This is a genomic window from Blautia sp. HA8986 (assembly GCF_056504635.1).
Genome location: NZ_JBWLUQ010000001.1, coordinates 1,427,250 through 1,443,773, shown reverse-complemented (window position 1 = coordinate 1,443,773; position 16,524 = coordinate 1,427,250). Strand labels below are relative to the sequence as shown.

General features: G+C 44.5%; 14 protein-coding genes and 1 tRNA gene. 8 read left to right on the top strand and 7 right to left on the bottom strand.

Annotation, left to right across the window (positions count from 1 at the left end):
* Positions 1 to 40: 40 nt before the first annotated feature.
* Positions 41 to 730, bottom strand: a complete 690-nt coding sequence (locus tag AC04Q4_RS06760; RefSeq protein WP_178774048.1) for a lysozyme family protein — start codon at positions 728 to 730, stop codon at positions 41 to 43.
* A 111-nt stretch (positions 731 to 841) separates the two neighbouring features.
* Here AC04Q4_RS06760 and AC04Q4_RS06755 point away from each other — a divergent pair, with 111 nt between their 5' ends.
* Positions 842 to 1,972: a 3D domain-containing protein gene (locus AC04Q4_RS06755; protein ID WP_476388758.1), complete on the top strand. Its 1,131-nt coding sequence runs from the start codon at positions 842 to 844 to the stop codon at positions 1,970 to 1,972.
* 129 nt (positions 1,973 to 2,101) lie between these two features.
* Here AC04Q4_RS06755 and AC04Q4_RS06750 read toward each other — a convergent pair.
* Positions 2,102 to 2,174, bottom strand: a tRNA-Phe gene (locus tag AC04Q4_RS06750).
* Positions 2,175 to 2,356: 182 nt separating this feature from the next.
* Entirely contained in the window at positions 2,357 to 3,541 is a 1,185-nt protein-coding gene (locus tag AC04Q4_RS06745; protein ID WP_476388757.1) for an iron-containing alcohol dehydrogenase, read from the bottom strand.
* Between the two features lie 283 nt (positions 3,542 to 3,824).
* Between AC04Q4_RS06745 and AC04Q4_RS06740 the strand changes: the two genes are divergently transcribed.
* Both AC04Q4_RS06740 and trxA read left to right on the top strand, forming a co-directional pair.
* Complete coding sequence (locus AC04Q4_RS06740) at positions 3,825 to 4,742, top strand: NAD(P)/FAD-dependent oxidoreductase (protein WP_334297640.1); 918 nt, start codon at positions 3,825 to 3,827, stop codon at positions 4,740 to 4,742.
* A gap of 97 nt (positions 4,743 to 4,839) precedes the next feature.
* Positions 4,840 to 5,139, top strand: a complete 300-nt coding sequence (gene trxA / locus AC04Q4_RS06735; protein WP_173756127.1) for a thioredoxin — start codon at positions 4,840 to 4,842, stop codon at positions 5,137 to 5,139.
* Positions 5,140 to 5,143: 4 nt separating this feature from the next.
* Here the strand turns inward: trxA and AC04Q4_RS06730 are convergent, their stop codons facing one another.
* The gene (locus AC04Q4_RS06730) at positions 5,144 to 5,824 is read right to left on the bottom strand and encodes a helix-turn-helix domain-containing protein (protein ID WP_476388756.1); all 681 of its coding nucleotides are present in this window, start codon (positions 5,822 to 5,824) and stop codon (positions 5,144 to 5,146) included.
* A 266-nt stretch (positions 5,825 to 6,090) separates the two neighbouring features.
* Between AC04Q4_RS06730 and AC04Q4_RS06725 the strand changes: the two genes are divergently transcribed.
* From AC04Q4_RS06725 to trmL, 3 genes are all read left to right on the top strand, one after another.
* A complete protein-coding gene (locus AC04Q4_RS06725; RefSeq protein ID WP_476388755.1) occupies positions 6,091 to 7,776 on the top strand; it encodes a DUF4080 domain-containing protein in 1,686 nt (561 codons plus the stop codon).
* 106 nt (positions 7,777 to 7,882) lie between these two features.
* Entirely contained in the window at positions 7,883 to 8,491 is a 609-nt protein-coding gene (locus tag AC04Q4_RS06720) for an AIR synthase-related protein (RefSeq protein WP_476388754.1), read from the top strand.
* Positions 8,492 to 8,992, top strand: coding sequence for a tRNA (uridine(34)/cytosine(34)/5-carboxymethylaminomethyluridine(34)-2'-O)-methyltransferase TrmL (trmL, locus tag AC04Q4_RS06715; protein ID WP_226844339.1), 501 nt, complete (start codon positions 8,492 to 8,494; stop codon positions 8,990 to 8,992). It abuts the gene before it with no gap.
* A gap of 128 nt (positions 8,993 to 9,120) precedes the next feature.
* Here trmL and AC04Q4_RS06710 read toward each other — a convergent pair whose 3' ends face one another.
* The 3 genes from AC04Q4_RS06710 to AC04Q4_RS06700 are packed head-to-tail and all read right to left on the bottom strand — an operon-like array spanning position 9,121 to position 13,626.
* Positions 9,121 to 10,530 carry an ATP-binding protein gene (locus AC04Q4_RS06710; RefSeq protein WP_476388753.1) on the bottom strand — a complete coding sequence of 470 codons (1,410 nt, stop codon included), beginning with the start codon at positions 10,528 to 10,530 and terminating at the stop codon, positions 9,121 to 9,123.
* The gene (locus AC04Q4_RS06705) at positions 10,530 to 11,228 is read right to left on the bottom strand and encodes a response regulator transcription factor (RefSeq protein WP_119239529.1); all 699 of its coding nucleotides are present in this window, start codon (positions 11,226 to 11,228) and stop codon (positions 10,530 to 10,532) included. The genes AC04Q4_RS06710 and AC04Q4_RS06705 overlap by 1 nt, the downstream gene beginning before the upstream one ends.
* A 16-nt stretch (positions 11,229 to 11,244) precedes the next feature.
* Complete coding sequence (locus tag AC04Q4_RS06700; protein ID WP_476388752.1) at positions 11,245 to 13,626, bottom strand: endonuclease MutS2; 2,382 nt, start codon at positions 13,624 to 13,626, stop codon at positions 11,245 to 11,247.
* A 306-nt stretch (positions 13,627 to 13,932) separates the two neighbouring features.
* Between AC04Q4_RS06700 and AC04Q4_RS06695 the strand changes: the two genes are divergently transcribed.
* Positions 13,933 to 14,880 carry a 3'-5' exoribonuclease YhaM family protein gene (locus AC04Q4_RS06695; RefSeq protein ID WP_173738491.1) on the top strand — a complete coding sequence of 316 codons (948 nt, stop codon included), beginning with the start codon at positions 13,933 to 13,935 and terminating at the stop codon, positions 14,878 to 14,880.
* Positions 14,881 to 14,883: 3 nt separating this feature from the next.
* Complete coding sequence (rlmD, locus tag AC04Q4_RS06690; protein ID WP_476388751.1) at positions 14,884 to 16,251, top strand: 23S rRNA (uracil(1939)-C(5))-methyltransferase RlmD; 1,368 nt, start codon at positions 14,884 to 14,886, stop codon at positions 16,249 to 16,251.
* Positions 16,252 to 16,524: the final 273 nt, after the last annotated feature.

Sequence of the window (16,524 nt, the reverse complement as noted above, 5' to 3'; positions counted from 1 at the left end):
ACATCATGAAGCAGATGGTAAAGTTTTTTCATAAAATATTCTATGATTCATCAGCAATGGGATAATACCGCAGTACATGATCCGGATAGTACTGATCACCGTAATCCCATGGACCTGCGGGATCATGGAGGGGATCATCCTCATTACGTTTTCTTCCTCCGCTTGCCATCTGTGCAAAAGCCTGGGCACTTTCTGTAGTCCAGACCGTTTCCCCATTTTTCTCCAGGTAGGAGAAGTAGGAATCTGCACCGAAATTATAGGCCTGAAGTGCAAGGCGGATATGGGTAAGATCGGAAGGGCCTGTACAACCGGCTTTTTCAAGGGCATATTTCAGTTCCTGGATTCCGCAGGTAATAGAATAAGAAGAATTTGTGATTCCATTGGGCTCCTGTGGATACTGTGTATTATAAGCACCTTCTGAGGACTGCATGGGATCGGTTCCCTGTCCGGAGCTTTCCTGCATCATAACTGCAAGGATCAGATCTACGTAATCCGACATATCATATTGCGCCGCTATATCAGTAACTTCTTCGCGGTAAGATTCACAGGAAGCATTGATCTGATAAGTATTTTCTCTGGTTCCCGGGAAGTGTACAAACCATACAATGAGACTGAGTATGATCAAAAGGAAGATACAGAAGAGAAAAAATTTCTGTCTGCGCACCTGGCGTACACGGAGAAGGTGGCGTTGTTTTTTGGTTAATTTTGGTTTTGGTCTTTTTGTATTCATAAATATATTCTACCCGGTGTGAGCGGATTTGACCAGTTAAGAAATGTGATCTTTTTATTAAATCTTTCTGAAGACAGCTCTGTAAAATTGCAAAATAGGAGCCGATATGCTATGATAGTCGGGACAAACAGCAGAATGCCGGAAAAGGAGGCAGGATTTTATATGCGAAAAAGGCTTCTTGCAGTTATTTTGTGTGCTTACATGCTGTTCCCTGCATCAGTATCCGCAGAGATTTCAGGATATGAAGCAACACTGAATACATATACACAGGAGAAAAAAACAGCCCAGCAGTTTCAGGTTGATGACGGGGCGGGAAATACAGTAAATGCTTTGGCAAAAAGTGACACACTCTATGTTACAGCGAAAAACACAGCAATCAGATCCAATCCGGGGGAAAGCGGCACAGAGCTCCGTTCCGTGCTTCTTGGAACAAAACTGGAGCGGGTTGCAGTTTGTGACAATGGATGGAGCAAGGTTACTTTCCAGAAAGATGGAGAAGATAAGATCAGCGGTTATGTTCAGGACAGCGTACTCAGTGACACAGAAACTGTAAATAAATTTACAGACACAGTCACAGTAGCATCGGACAGTGACATTTTCGATTATCCTGGACGAAAAGACGGCGAAGTTGTAGGTGAAGTACTTGAGGATGATGAACTGAAAAGAACAGGTACGGTAGATGATATCTGGAGCCGTATTGTGTACACAGATGATAATGGTACAGAACAGACAGGCTATATTCCAACCAGCTGCCTGGAAGGGTATCAGGAGACTGAAGTGGCTAAGGCCGAGCAGGAGAAGAAAACCAAGGCAGGTTCTCTTACCAAGAGCTCCGGTGAGGGGATTTTTGCAGATGCAGTGGATGGGGTAACTTCCACAGGTGGTTCAGGTACAACGGCCAGCGGTGTGCAGATCGGAACACCGGTATCAGCTGCCTCCGATGCAACATTGAAGCCGCTGGGAACCTTCAGGATCACCCATTACTGTCCGTGCAGTATTTGCTGCGGACCGTGGTCTGACGGAATAACATCTACAGGTGTGACAGCTACGACCAACCGGACGATAGCTGTAGATCCAAGTCAGATCCCATATGGTTCTAAAGTAGTTATCAACGGACAGGTGTATGTTGCGGAGGATTGCGGTGGTGCGATCCGGACCAACTGTATTGATGTTTATGTTGCAACACATTCAGAAGCAGAGCAGAAAGGCGTATTTTATACAGAAGTTTATCTGCTTCAGTAAAAGAAAAAAGAGGGCCGAAAATAAAAACTCTGGCAGCAGAAGATACATACATATCCATCTGCTGCCAGAGTTTTTGTAATTGGAAAAGGATCTTGCACATGGAAATCCTTTTTACGGATAAAAAAATAATGCCCAGAGCCGGAATCGAACCAGCGACACGAGGATTTTCAGTCCTCTGCTCTACCAACTGAGCTATCTGGGCATTTCTCTTTCGAGTACTTTGTTACTTTAACACATTTATGTACAAATTGCAAGGAAAAAATAAAAATGCAGATGTTTTTATAAAAATCGGATTTTTCAAAAAACATCTGCAATAGTTAATTGAATAAGGGAAGCTCCCTGCAGGTTGCCAATATCTATCTGATCTGGAAAACAGGAGATCAGTTATCTGGCAGCCAGATAGATCTTTTCCATATCTTTCATATTTAACTGCCTGAATATGCCGATGGTACGGGTATCTTCAAAGCTGCATTTGAATGCCAGATCGTGGATTCCTTTTTCTGTAAGGTCAAGACCAAGTTCATGCAGGCTGGTCGGCATATTGATAGAACGGAAGAAATCTTCCATTGCCTCAATACCTGCAAGAGCAGTTTTACTGAAATCAAGACTGCACGGAATCTCGAATACATTCGTAGCAAACTGTGCAAAACGTTCCGGATTTGCATCATAAACATAACGAGCCCAGCTTCCCCACAGTGCAGCAAGTCCGGCACCGTGTGCTACATCGTAAGCTCCTCCAAGTTCATGCTCCAGCTGATGGCAGGCCCAATCACCGCCACCTGTTCCGCAACCGGTAAGTCCATTGTGGGAAAGGCTCCCGGCCCACATAATTTCAGCTCTTGCAGTGTAATTATCCGGCTCCTTCATCAGGATGCGGGCATTATAGATCACTGTCTGCATGAGAGATTCGCTGATACTGTCGGTGATCTCCATTGTCTCAATATTTACGAAATACCGTTCCATGGTGTGCATCAGAATATCCACACAGCCGCTTTCAGTCTGATACTGAGGAAGTGTATATGTAAGGCGCGGATTCAAAATGGCAAAACGCGGTCTGCACAGATCATTGCGTGCAGTGCTTCGCTTCAGCCAGCCTTCTTCATTCGTGATGACGCAGGAATTGCTCATCTCACTTCCGGAAGCTGCGATGGTAAGAATGACACCTACTGGCAGACAGGCTTTCGGTGTTTCTGTGCGGAGAAAAAAATTCCACACATCAGTATCCGGGTTAGCCAGTCCATAGCCGATAGCTTTACAGGAGTCAATAACGCTGCCACCGCCTACTGCAAGAAGAAAATCAACGTTTTCTTTTTGGCAAAGCTCAATGCCTTCTCTTACCTTGGAGAGACGTGGATTGGGAACGACACCGCCCAGGGTGACGTAAGAAATGCCTGATTCATCCAGAACTGATCTGATCTCATCGATCAGACCAGATTTTACAGCACTGTGTCCACCGTAGTGGATCAGTACTTTTTTACAGTGCTGGTCTTTTAAAAGTGTGCCGATCTGAAGATGAGTATCTTTTCCAAAGATAACTTTTGTGGGGGTAAAATATTCAAAACTTCTCATATAAGTAGATCTCCCTTTTTGGTTATTTATTTAAAATACAGTGAAATACAGTGAATTCATAATGTAATGATCCTGCATACGCAAAACTGTTATAATAATAGCATAGAAGAATGGTGGGTGCAAGATTTCAGGGCATTTTGAAGGTGGGGTATAAAACAAAATAGATATTTTTTTCAAAGATGTGATATAATGATCCATATGAGAAAAAGTGACTTGATCACAGAAACAGGCAGATGCAGAGCGTATATTATAAAGCAGATCATAACGAAGCAGAAGAAAGCAGGTGTCTGAATTGGAAAATATCATTATTGTAGGTGCAGGTCCGGCAGGAATCTCAGCAGCTCTCTATGCAGCAAGAGGCAACATGGACCCATTGATCATAAATACAGGAATCGGCTCTCTGGAAAAAGCAGAGAAGATCGAGAATTATTACGGACTGGAGAAACCACTTTCCGGAAAAGACCTTTTTGAGAGAGGTCTTGACCAGGCCAGAGCGCTTGGCGTTCGTATCCTGGATGCCCAGGTTGTTGGAATGGGTGGTTTTGATACTTTTGAAGTGAAGACAACAGAAGGAGATTTTGAAGCTCGTAGCGTGATCCTTGCAACAGGAAGCAAGAGAGCGTCCGCAAAGATCCCAGGTGTAAAAGAATTTGAGGGAAAAGGCGTCAGCTACTGCGCAGTATGCGATGCGTTCTTTTACCGCGATAAGGAAGTGGCAGTTCTGGGAAACAGTGATTTCGCTCTTCATGAAGCAGAAGAGCTTTCCCATACAGCATCTCATGTAACGATCTTTACAGATGGAAAGAAACCGGAATTTTCAAGGGAGAATTCCATTGATGTCAATACTATGAAGATCCAGGCAATCGAAGGAGATGAGCGTGTTTCCGGAATCCGCCTGAAAGGTGATGTGAGCCTGCAGGAAGCTGGAGAGGAAGTTTCGTCATTCGAACCAGCAGAAGGTGTTTTTGTGGCACTTGGGACTGCAGGAAGTTCAGAGATGGCCCGTCAGATCGGAGCAGAGCTTAACGAAAAGGGAAACATCCGTGTGAATGAGGAGATGGAGACAACAGTTCCGGGACTGTATGCAGCAGGAGACTGTACAGGAGGACTTCTTCAGGTAGCCAAGGCTGTACATGATGGTGCGCAGGCAGGGATTTCAGCCTGTCAGTATGTGCGGAAGCTTCTGAAGACAGAAGCGTGAGAAATAGTATAGTTCACAAAAAACTGCAAAGACTGATAAATAAAAAACAGCAGAAATCTGTAAAAGATTTCACACAGAGCATAAGGAGGATTATATCATGGCAAAAGTTTTTACAACAGACAATTTTGAAACAGAGGTATTAAATGCAGAGAAATCAGTACTGGTAGATTTCTGGGCAACATGGTGTGGACCATGCAGACGTCAGGCCCCGATCGTGGAAGAACTTGCAGAAGCAGGTTATGAGGTTGGCAAAGTAGATGTGGATAAAGAACCGGCTCTTGCACAGCAGTATAAGATTATGAGTATTCCTACACTGCTGGTATTTAAAGGTGGCAAAGAGACAGCACGTTATGTGGGACTGACACCAAAGGCAACACTTGAGGAAGCACTTCAGTAAAAAATCAATACGTATTCATCATTTTATAGAGACGGCTCTTATCCAGAATGCGGATCGATCCCCGCGAGATCTGGATGGAGCCGTCTTTGTTCATTTTTTTCAGGCTGCGGCTGACAGCCTCTCTTGCACTTCCAATAGACCGGGCAATTGCTTCCTGGGTGAGACTGAGTTCATCAGATCCGGTGTCAGCAGCTTCATCCAGAAGAAATGCGGCAATGCGCTGAGGAAGTGTAAGAAAAAAAGTTCGTTCAATTCCGGATATCACATCAGAAAAATGTTCGGTTGTCAGTTTGTAGATGAAATTTTCCAGATAGATATTATTTTTCATCAATCTGGAAAAAGGTACAGCTGGGAGGAGCAGTAGGTCACAGTCTGTCTCTGCATCGATCTGAACATCAAAAGTAATGGCAGAAAGCATGCAGGAAGCAGAAAGAGTACAGATATCATTGTCCCTTAAACGGTACAGAGTGGCCTCTTTTCCCTGAGCGGAAAGCAGATATACACGGAGAACTCCCTTCAGGAGAAAAAGCGTTCCCAGGCACTGGCGTTCCTCAGACTGCACGGCAGCACCGGCAGGATAATGAAGTTCCCGGATATTATCAAGAAGAAAATTCTGATCTTCAGCAGTCATATGTTCCCAGAAAGGAAAAGCCTGAAAATAATTCAGACAACTGTTTCTGTCCATTAAATAGCACTCTCCTTATGAAATGATATTTTCAGCTGCGTACCATGCTGAATTGAGGTGTTGGCAATTACTGTGATTTTACTCTGATTTGGTAGGAAACGCAATAGTAACGTGAGGCATAACTATTTACATATGGAAACAGGAACGGTATAATCTATCAGAGTGTAAAAATGAAAAAAAGCTTAACATGCCCATTTTAACCGAATGCAGATGATCTTGTCTGCTTGACAGATGCATGTTTCAGCAGAGACGAGGAGAACATAAATTTGAAGATATTACTTGCAGCATGCAATGCGAAATATATCCATTCCAATCTGGCGGTGTACAACTTAAAATCCTGTGCTGGTAAATACAGTCCGCAGGTTGTGATCAAGGAGTATACGATCAATCAGATCAGGGATGAGATCCTGAAAGATATCTATCTGGAACAGCCGGATGTCATTTGCTTTTCCTGCTATATCTGGAATGTGTCTTTTGTAAAAGAACTGGTTCCGGATCTGAAGAAGATCCTCCCGGATGCAGATTTCTGGGCAGGAGGTCCGGAGGTGTCTTATGACGCGGAGAAGTTTTTGAGAAGCAATCCTGCTTTTTCTGGTGTAATGGTCGGAGAAGGCGAAGAGACTTTTCAGGAACTGGCAGGCCATTATATAGAAGGAAAACCGGAAAATCTGAAAGAAATCAGAGGAGTGGCTTTCCGAAATGAGGACAAAGTCCCGGATATCGTACACACAGGATGGAGAGAACTGATGGATCTCAGCAAAGTTCCTTTTGCATATCAGGATCTTAAAGAGTTCAAAAACAGGATCATTTATTATGAAAGCAGCAGAGGCTGCCCCTTTTCCTGCAGTTACTGTCTTTCGTCTATTGATAAGAAACTTCGATTCCGTGATATTGAACTTGTAAAAAAAGAGCTGCAGTTTTTTATTGATAATAAGGTCCCGCAGGTGAAATTTGTAGATCGTACATTTAACTGCAAGCATGATCATGCAATGACGATCTGGCGTTATATCACAGAACATGATAATGGAGTCACCAATTTCCATTTTGAGATCTCAGCAGATCTTTTGCGGGAAGAGGAACTTGCACTGATGAAAACCATGCGTCCGGGACTGATCCAGCTGGAAATCGGGGTGCAGTCTACCAATCCGCAGACGATCAGGGCCATTCGCAGGACTATGGATTTTCAGAAGCTGAAAGGGATCGTAGATCAGATTCACAGTTTTGGCAATATTCATCAGCACCTGGATCTTATTGCAGGGCTTCCTTATGAGGGATATGAGAGTTTTCATAAATCTTTCTGCGATGTATATGCTCTGCATCCGGAACAGTTTCAGCTTGGCTTCCTGAAAGTACTTAAGGGTTCTCATATGATGGAGATGACGGAAGAGTACAAAATTCTTTATAAAGACAGGGAGCCATATGAGGTGCTTTCTACAGCGTGGCTTACTTACGGCGAGATTTTAAGACTGAAAATGGTGGAAAGTATGGTGGAAGTGTATTATAATAGTGGTCAGTTCAAAAATACTCTTGTATTTCTGGAAGGGTATTTCGAAGACCCGTTCCGGATGTATGAGGCACTTGGCAGATTTTATGAGAAGAGGGGATATTCCGAGATATCTCATTCCAGGATGAGACGTTATGAGATCCTTATGGAATTTGCCGGAGAACATGGAGAAATCCCACTGGAGAAGCTTTCGGATGTTATGCTTCTGGATCTTTATCTCAGGGAGAATCTGAAGAGCAGACCATCTTTTGCATCAGATCAGAAGCCATACGAGCGTACAATCTGGACTTACCGTAAAGAGAAGAAGATTCCGAAAACAGCACACATCGAAGTGTTCCGGGATGGAAAGATCACGCTTTTTGATTATACAGACAGAGATCCACTGACAAACAACGCGAGATTAACAGATATCACAGACGAGGTGAATAAAAATTATGGGAATGTTTGATCCAAAAAAAAGAAAAGTGATCACAGCGATCATCGCAGTTATTCTGGTACTTGCAATGGTAGTTCCGACTGTGCTTTCACTGATTATTTACTAAGGATGGTAGTTTATGAAACTTGGGAAAAAAGTCCTCGAGGCTTTGCAGGCGGAAATTGACGGGCAGCTTAATCCCGGCGATGAGCTGATCGTGGCAGGGCCTGTGGCAGCAGAAGGAACTGCATGGATAACAGAGAACAATTATGAGAGGCTGAGAGAAGTTTTTGCAGAACGGTTTCTGGAGGATGCCAGAAGACTTTCGGACGTTTACGGCACAGGAATGAAAGAAGAGAACAATAAAGTCTGGGAAATGGCAGCGAAAGCAGGAGCCAGTGCCAGATATCTCATGGGTGAGGGCGGTTTTCTGGCTGCTCTCTGGAAGATGGCAGAGGCTTCCGGTGTGGGACTTGAAGTGGACCTTCGCAGTGTGCCGATCCGGCAGGAGACAATAGAAATCTGTGAGATCTTTGATGTGAATCCTTATAAGCTTCTGTCAGGAGGAAGCGTGCTTCTGGGAATCCAGGGTGGAGATGCTTTTGTGCAGGAGCTTAGAAGAGAAGGAATCATGGCCGCTGTGATCGGACAGACGAATTCCGGAAATGACAGGCTTCTTTACAGTGGCGGAAATGCAAGATATCTGGAACGGCCGGGAAATAATGTTATGCAGAAAAGAGGAAAATAAATGGGAGTTTTAAACATTGTACTCCATGAGCCGGAGATCCCGGCGAATACAGGAAATATCGGAAGAACCTGTGTGGCAACAGGAACCAGGCTACACCTGATCGAGCCGCTTGGATTCCGGCTCAATGAGAAGGCTATCAAGCGTGCAGGTATGGATTACTGGGAGCATCTGGATGTGACAAGATATCTGGATTATGAGGATTTTCTTAAAAAGAATCCGGGAGCGAAGATTTATTACGCAACAACCAAAGCTCCCCAGACTTATACAGATGTGCAGTATGAGGATGACTGCTTTATTATGTTTGGAAAAGAAAGTGCAGGTATCCCGGAGGATATTCTGGTGAATAATCAGGAAACCTGCGTGAGAATTCCGATGATCGGGGATATCCGATCATTGAACTTAAGTAATTCTGTTGCTATTGTGCTTTACGAGGCATTGCGTCAGCATAATTTTGCACATATGAATCTGGAAGGTCATCTTCGGAATTATGAATGGAAGTAGATAAAGCGGACTTGTGAGAATCTTATAGAAATAATAGAGTGCAGGGAAACAAAAAACCTCTGTTTCGAATGAACTGTAAAAATGTAAAAAAGTATATTTTACAGTTATTTGAATCAGAGGTTTTCTGCTTATTTGGCCTTTTCAAGTGTAAAGATAAATTCAGTTCCAACACCTACTGTACTGATCACATTAATGTTCTGCTTATGTGCATTGATGATCTCTTTTACAATTGCAAGTCCAAGGCCGGTTCCTTTGCGGTCTTTTCCGCGGGAGGCATCGATTTTGTAAAAGCGGTCCCATATTTTGGAAAGACTCTCTTTGGGGATTCCGGTTCCGTGGTCTTTTACAGAGACAAAAACTTTTCCGTGGTTGACAGTGGTTTCCAGTGTGATAGATGAATTATCATTGCTGAATTTTACGGCGTTGTCCAGTAAATTGTACAGTACCTGCTGGATCTGCTCCATATCCGCACGGACAAAAAGTTCTTTTCCTGCAAGGAGAAGTTCCAGCCGGATATTCCGTTCTGAGCAGGTGCCTTCAAAAGATGCAGCAGTGGTGCGAATGGTTTCATTAATATCAAAGCGGCGCATGTGCATCATTCGCTTTTTCACATCCAGTTCATTTAAGGTAAGAAGACTTCTGGTAAGTTTCTCCAGGCGGGTGGATTCAAAAGCGATAACTTTAAGATACCGCTCCTGCATTTCCGGCGGGATAGTGCCGTCCAGCATGGCTTCCACGTAACCTTTGATGGAGGTCAGCGGAGAACGGAAATCGTGGGACACATTAGAGATAAACTGTCTCTGGTACTCGCCGTTTTTGTTCAGCTTGTCTGCCATGTAGTTGAGGGAGTGGGAGAGATATCCCATCTCATCTTCAGAATCTACAGGGATCGTATAGGAAAGATTTCCGTTGGCAAATTCCAGCGCACCTTTCAGGATTTCCTTTAAAGGTTTATGTACCCGGAAGAAATAGACCAGCAGGAAGCTGAAAAACAGTGCATAAATAACAATAAAGATTACGATCATGACCTCTACGATATTGCTGCGGCTTTCGTAGAGGTTTTTCATTGGATAATGGATTGCAAGATATCCGATGATCTGATCTGTATCTTTGACAGGGACAACAGTGCTTAAATGCGTTTCTTTAAATGCCCCATAAAAGGTACCGGAAGAATAATCGGTATCTTCGTAATCGGAAGGCCGGAAATTTTTAACAGTAATCTCACCGGAATCAGAAGTATTCTTACTGGTATTGATAAGAACAGTTCCATCTGTATCCATGATCCAGAAGTCTGCATTCTGAAAAGCAGCTGCAGAATTCAGAGCCAGGGAAATCTGATCATTGTCCGGATTTTTTACAGCCTGCCGGATCTCCTCCTGGGATGCGATATGGCTGGCTGTGCGGTAAAGAGAAGCACCGGTAGTTTTTTCCAGCTTTTTTTCTACAAGGTAAGATCCTCCGGAGGAAAGCAGCAGAAAGCAGATTCCTCCGATGGCAAAATAGAGTATCAGCAATTTGCGGTAAAGATGCTGTTTCATCAGGCCTTTACCTCGAATTTGTAGCCGATGCCCCAGACTGTGGAAAGTGACCAGTTTGGATTATCCTTGATCTTTTCGCGGAGACGTTTGATATGTACGTCTACGGTGCGGGTGTCGCCGATGTATTCATATCCCCAGATATGATCCAGAAGCTGCTCCCTTGTAAAAACCTGATTCGGAGAAGAAGCCAGGAAATAAAGAAGTTCCAGCTCTTTTGGAGGCATATCTATCTGGTGTCCCATATATGTTACTGAATAATTGGTGAGGTTGATCACCAGATCCGGGTAGGAAACACATTTTTCTTTCGGAGCAGAAGATGGAGATTTCACATGGAATCTGCGGAGCACTGCGCGGACACGTGCCACCAGTTCCTTGGAATCAAATGGTTTGATAATGTAGTCGTCAGCTCCAAGCTCAAGGCCGAGAACTTTGTCAAAAGTTTCGCCTTTTGCGGAGAGCATGATGATCGGTACATCGGAGGTATGGCGGATCTCACGACATACCTGATATCCGTCGATTCCCGGAAGCATCAGATCCAGAAGGATCAGATCCGGGTGAAAAATATGGAACTGCTTCAGGGCTTCCTCGCCGTCATTTACGATTTTAGTCTCAAAGCATTCTTTTGTAAGGTAGAGAGCTACCAGCTCTGCAATATTATTGTCATCGTCAACAATGAGGATTTTCTGTTTTGTAGCCATAGTTTCAGCTCCTTTTTTATTTCTTGAATTCTACGATGGTTACACCGGCATCGCCTTCTCCGAATTCACCGAGACGGAAGGAAGCTACGTGTTTCTGACGTTTCAGGTAATTGTGGACCCCTTTTCTGAGCGCGCCGGTACCTTTACCGTGTACAATGCGGACGGATTTCATATGTGCAATGTAAGCGTCATCCAGATATTTGTCCAGTTCTGCAACAGCTTCGTCAACGGTTTTTCCCAGGAGATTGATCTCAGTGGAAATGCTGGCTGCTTTTGACATGCGGATTTTTCCTGCGCCTGTACGCTGCATGGACGGGGTGGTGATCACAGGTTCATCCACAAGCTCCAGGTCAGAGATATGTACTTTGGAACGGATGATGCCCATCTGTACAAAGAGATATCCTTTGGAATCCGGATGGCTGGAAACTGTTCCCTTGAGATTCAGGCTTAAGACTTTTACAGTATCTCCAAGAGAAAGATCGGATGGCTTCAGCTGCTTCGTCGGTTTCTGTTTCTGCTGTTTGGAAGACATGCCTTTTTCTGCTTTTGACATACGCTTCTTCAAGTTCTGTCGTTCTTTTTCCACAGAGGCTGTATCCACGTGATCTTTCTGGAATTTATGAAAAAGCTTCATGGTCTGATCTGCGTATTCTTTGGTATCGCGGAGAATCGCGTGTGCCTGTTCGTTGGCTTCACGGAGGATGCGTTCTTTGCGTTCATCCAGTTTTTCTTCTTTTTCCTGGAGGGATTTCTTAAGTTCAGCTACCTGTTCTTTATAGCGGGCGATCTCTGCGCGCTCATTTTCAATGGTGACACGGCTCTGCTCCAGAGAAGTCAGAACATCCTCGAAGGATTCATCCTGCTCACTGATCTGCTCTTTTGCCTTATCAATGATAAAATCAGGAAGTCCCAGTTTAGAAGAAATGGCGAAAGCATTACTTTTTCCAGGGACACCGATGAGAAGGCGGTAGGTTGGACGTAAAGTTTCTACATCAAATTCGCAGCAGGCATTTTCTACGCCTGGAGTGGAAAGCGCGTAAATTTTCAGTTCGCTGTAATGGGTGGTGGCCATGGTGCGTATTCCCTGTTCATGAAGATGGGAAAGAATTGCAATGGCCAGTGCTGCACCTTCTGTCGGGTCTGTTCCTGCGCCAAGCTCATCAAAGAGGACAAGGGAGTCCTGATCTGCGGACTTGAGGAAGGAGACTACGTTTGTCATATGTGAGGAAAAGGTGCTTAATGACTGCTCGATGCTCTGTTCATCACCGATATCTGCGTAAACCTCGCGGAAAAGTGCAAGTTCGGAGCGGTCCAGTGCCGGGATATGAAGACCTGCCTGACCCATGAGAGTGAGAAGACCCACGGTTTTCAGGGAGACAGTTTTACCGCCGGTGTTCGGTCCTGTGACAACAAGGAGGTCAAATTCATCTCCAAGGCGAATGTCAATGGGAACGGCTTTCTTTTTGTCAATAAGCGGGTGGCGGGCCTGACGGAGACGGATGCGTCCTTCGGTATTAAAGATGGGTTCGCTGGCATTCATATCCATGGCAAGAGCAGCTCTGGCAAAAATAAAGTCCAGCTGGACCATGATGGAAAGGTCTGCATGGATTGCTTCCAGTTCTGCGGCTACCTTCTGGCTTAAGTCTGCAAGGATCACTTCGATTTCTTTCTGTTCTTTCAGCTCTAGTTCACGGATGTCATTGTTCAGTTTGACAACGGCCATGGGTTCAATGAAAAGAGTGGAACCTGTTGCTGACTGATCGTGTATCATACCTGGAACCTGGCCTTTGTACTCAGCTTTTACCGGGATACAGTAGCGACCATCTCGCATGGTGATAACAGAATCCTGAAGATAATTCCTTGCGCTTCCTGCAACCAGAGAGGAAAGCTGGGAATGGATGCGGTCGTTGGTGATCTTGATGCTGCGGCGGATCTGACGGAGAGTGCTGCTGGCATCGTCACTGATCTCATCCTCGGAAAGGATACAGCGTCGGATCTCCGTGCTAAGCGGTGTCAATGGTTCCAGGGCTGAGAACATGCCGTCAAGGGAATCGGTCATTCCGTCATCGCGGTCGCTTCTGGAATAAGCTTTTACACGGCCGGTATTTTCCAGAAGGCTGCACACAGAGAGAAGTTCCGGCGCATTTAAGGAACTGCCTACAGTAAGACGCTTCAGGGTGCCGCGGATATCTTTGACACTGCCAAAGGAAATGCTGCCTTTTTTGAAGAGGCGGGCAAGTGCATCGTGAGTCTGCAGCTGCATGGAACGGATCTCTTCGATATCCGTGGAAGGGGTAAGCTTCCTGCAGAGATCTTTTCCCATTGGGGAAGAGGCCTTGTCTGTGAGCAGATCTATGATTTTATAGTATTCAAGTGCTTTGTATGCTTTTTTGTTCATTGTTGCTATTGTTACTCCTTTTTGTTACTTCTGTTGATTCCGTGTTTTTCTGTGTGATACAGGGTATACAAAAAAACACTTCGTTTCCTATTTTACATGATTTCCGTAGCAAAGGAAAGTAAAATGTGTTATGATACTAAATAAAGCCAAAATGCGCCGGAAGCATGATATGACTTGCGGAGCGAACCGGAAGGAATTACCGGCTTATGGTTAAAAAGTGTGTTTTGGAGTAAGGCTATGAGCGTAAAGGATAGCTGCTCTGAATAGTGTAAAAAAATAAAGTGTGAATAGAAAGGCAAAGATTTTATGCGTTTTTTAAATGAGTTACATGAGGGAGACAGAGTAAACGGGATCTATCTCTGCAAACAGAAACAGCCGGCTACCACCAAGAACGGCAAGCCCTATGAGAATCTGATCCTTCAGGATAAAACAGGTGTGATCGACGGTAAGATCTGGGATCCGAATTCCCTGGGAATTGATGATTTTGATGCGCTGGATTATATTGAGATCATGGGAGATGTGACAAGCTTTGCAGGTGCCATGCAGCTGAATATCAAGAGAGCCCGCAAGGCAGGAGAGGGCGAATACGACCCGGCAGACTATCTTCCGGTCAGCGAGAACAGCGTGGACGATATGCAGAGCCAGCTTCATGCATTGATCGACAGTGTGAAGAATCCATATCTTTCCCAGCTTCTGAAGAAGCTTTTTGTAGAAGATAAGGAATTTATGAAAGTGTTTGAGGGACATTCAGCAGCGAAAACTGTACATCACGGATTTATCGGTGGACTGATGGAGCATACCCTTGGAGTGACACGTCTCTGCGACTACATGGCGAATGCGTATCCTCTGCTGAACAGAGATCTTCTGATCACAACAGCACTTCTTCACGATGTTGGCAAAACCAGGGAGCTTTCTGCTTTTCCGATGAATGATTATACAGATGAGGGACAGCTTCTGGGACATATTATGATTGGAGCACAGATGGTACACGACCTGGTAAAAGAAATTCCGGATTTTCCGGAGAAGATTGAGAATCAGGTGATCCATTGTATCCTTGCCCATCATGGTGAGCTGGAGTACGGATCTCCGAAAAAACCTGCACTTGCAGAGGCAGTTGCTTTGAATCTTGCAGATAATACAGATGCAAGAATGGAGACGCTGACAGAGATCTTCCATGCAGACAAAGGAAAAAAAGAATGGCTTGGCTACAACCGTTTTTTTGAGTCCAATTTAAGAAGAACAGGAGATATTTAATTAATGGAATTCCGTAAAAATGATATATTAACCCTGGATATAGAAGATTGCGGAGTTGACGGTGAAGGTATCGGGAAAGCCGATGGCTTCACCGTTTTTGTGAAAGATGCCGTGATCGGTGACAGGATCAAAGCTAAGATCATCAAGGCAAAAAAGAACTACGGCTATGGCCGTCTGATGGAGGTGATCACACCGTCCCCATACCGTGTGAAACCAGCCTGCTCCATAGCACGTCAATGTGGCGGCTGCCAGATCCAGGCACTGTCTTATGAAGAACAGCTGAAATTTAAGGAGAAAAAGGTTCGCGGTCATCTGGAGCGGATCGGAGGTTTTAAAGATCTTGAAATGGAACCGATCATGGGAATGGAAGAACCATACCATTACCGCAACAAAGCTCAGTTCCCCGTAGGAAAAAATAAAGACGGAAAGATCATTACCGGTTTTTACGCAGGAAGAACGCATTCTATTATTGAGAACCGGGATTGTATCTTGGGTGTAAAACAGAATAAAGATGTTTTGGACTGTGTAATTGGACATATGGAAAAGTATCATATTCAGCCTTATGATGAGACCACTGGCAAAGGCCTTGTGCGTCACATTATGATTCGCTATGGATTCCATACAGATCAGATCATGGTCTGCCTGATTCTCAATGGAGATAAGCTTCCTGCGGAAAAAGCTCTGGTGGAGTCTCTTTGTGAAATTCCGGGAATGACCAGTATTACTATTAATGTAAATAAGAAACGTAATAATGTGATTCTGGGAAACCAGCTTCGCCTTCTCTGGGGACAGTCCTATATAACGGACAGTATTGGAAATGTATCATATCAGATTTCTCCGCTGTCCTTTTTCCAGGTCAATCCTATCCAGACCGAAAAACTGTATGGAAAAGCTCTGGAATATGCAGGCCTTACCGGAAATGAAACTGTCTGGGATTTGTACTGCGGAATTGGAACCATCTCTCTGTTTCTGGCACAGAGAGCAAAATTTGTCCGCGGTGTGGAGATCGTTCCACAGGCCATTGACAACGCAAGAGAAAATGCGAAGATCAACGGAATTGAGAATGTGGAATTTTTTGTTGGAAAGGCAGAAGAAGTATTGCCGAGAGAATATGACAAGAACGGTATCTACGCAGATGTTATCGTGGTAGATCCGCCGCGAAAGGGCTGTGATGAAGCACTGTTGAATACGATACTTAAGATGAAACCGGAGAGAGTTGTATATGTAAGCTGCGACAGTGCGACATTGGCCAGGGATCTGAAGATACTTTGTGCAGAGGAGTATGAGTTGAAACGGGTATCTACTACTGATATGTTTCCGCAGAGCACACATGTGGAGACAGTCTGTTTGCTGTCAAGAAGAGATAAATAAAGGCTGAAAAGTGGCGTATTTCCGGGCTTTTTGTAAGGTTATAATCATCAGAGAAGACTTGCGGAAAGCTCGGTTTTCTTGTATGGAAACATATCTACTTTTAAGCCTGACCGGAGAAAAAGTGGATGGTCGAAAAAATGCGGTAGGGTTTAGGCTGTGGATTAGATGTCATAGGTTGTGGCACTGGAATTGTTGTCAGAGCCGACCGCAGTTTAAGCCACTCGATACTAAGAGGCAGACTTGGCAGTGGAATAGATGATATAGAAGGAGCGG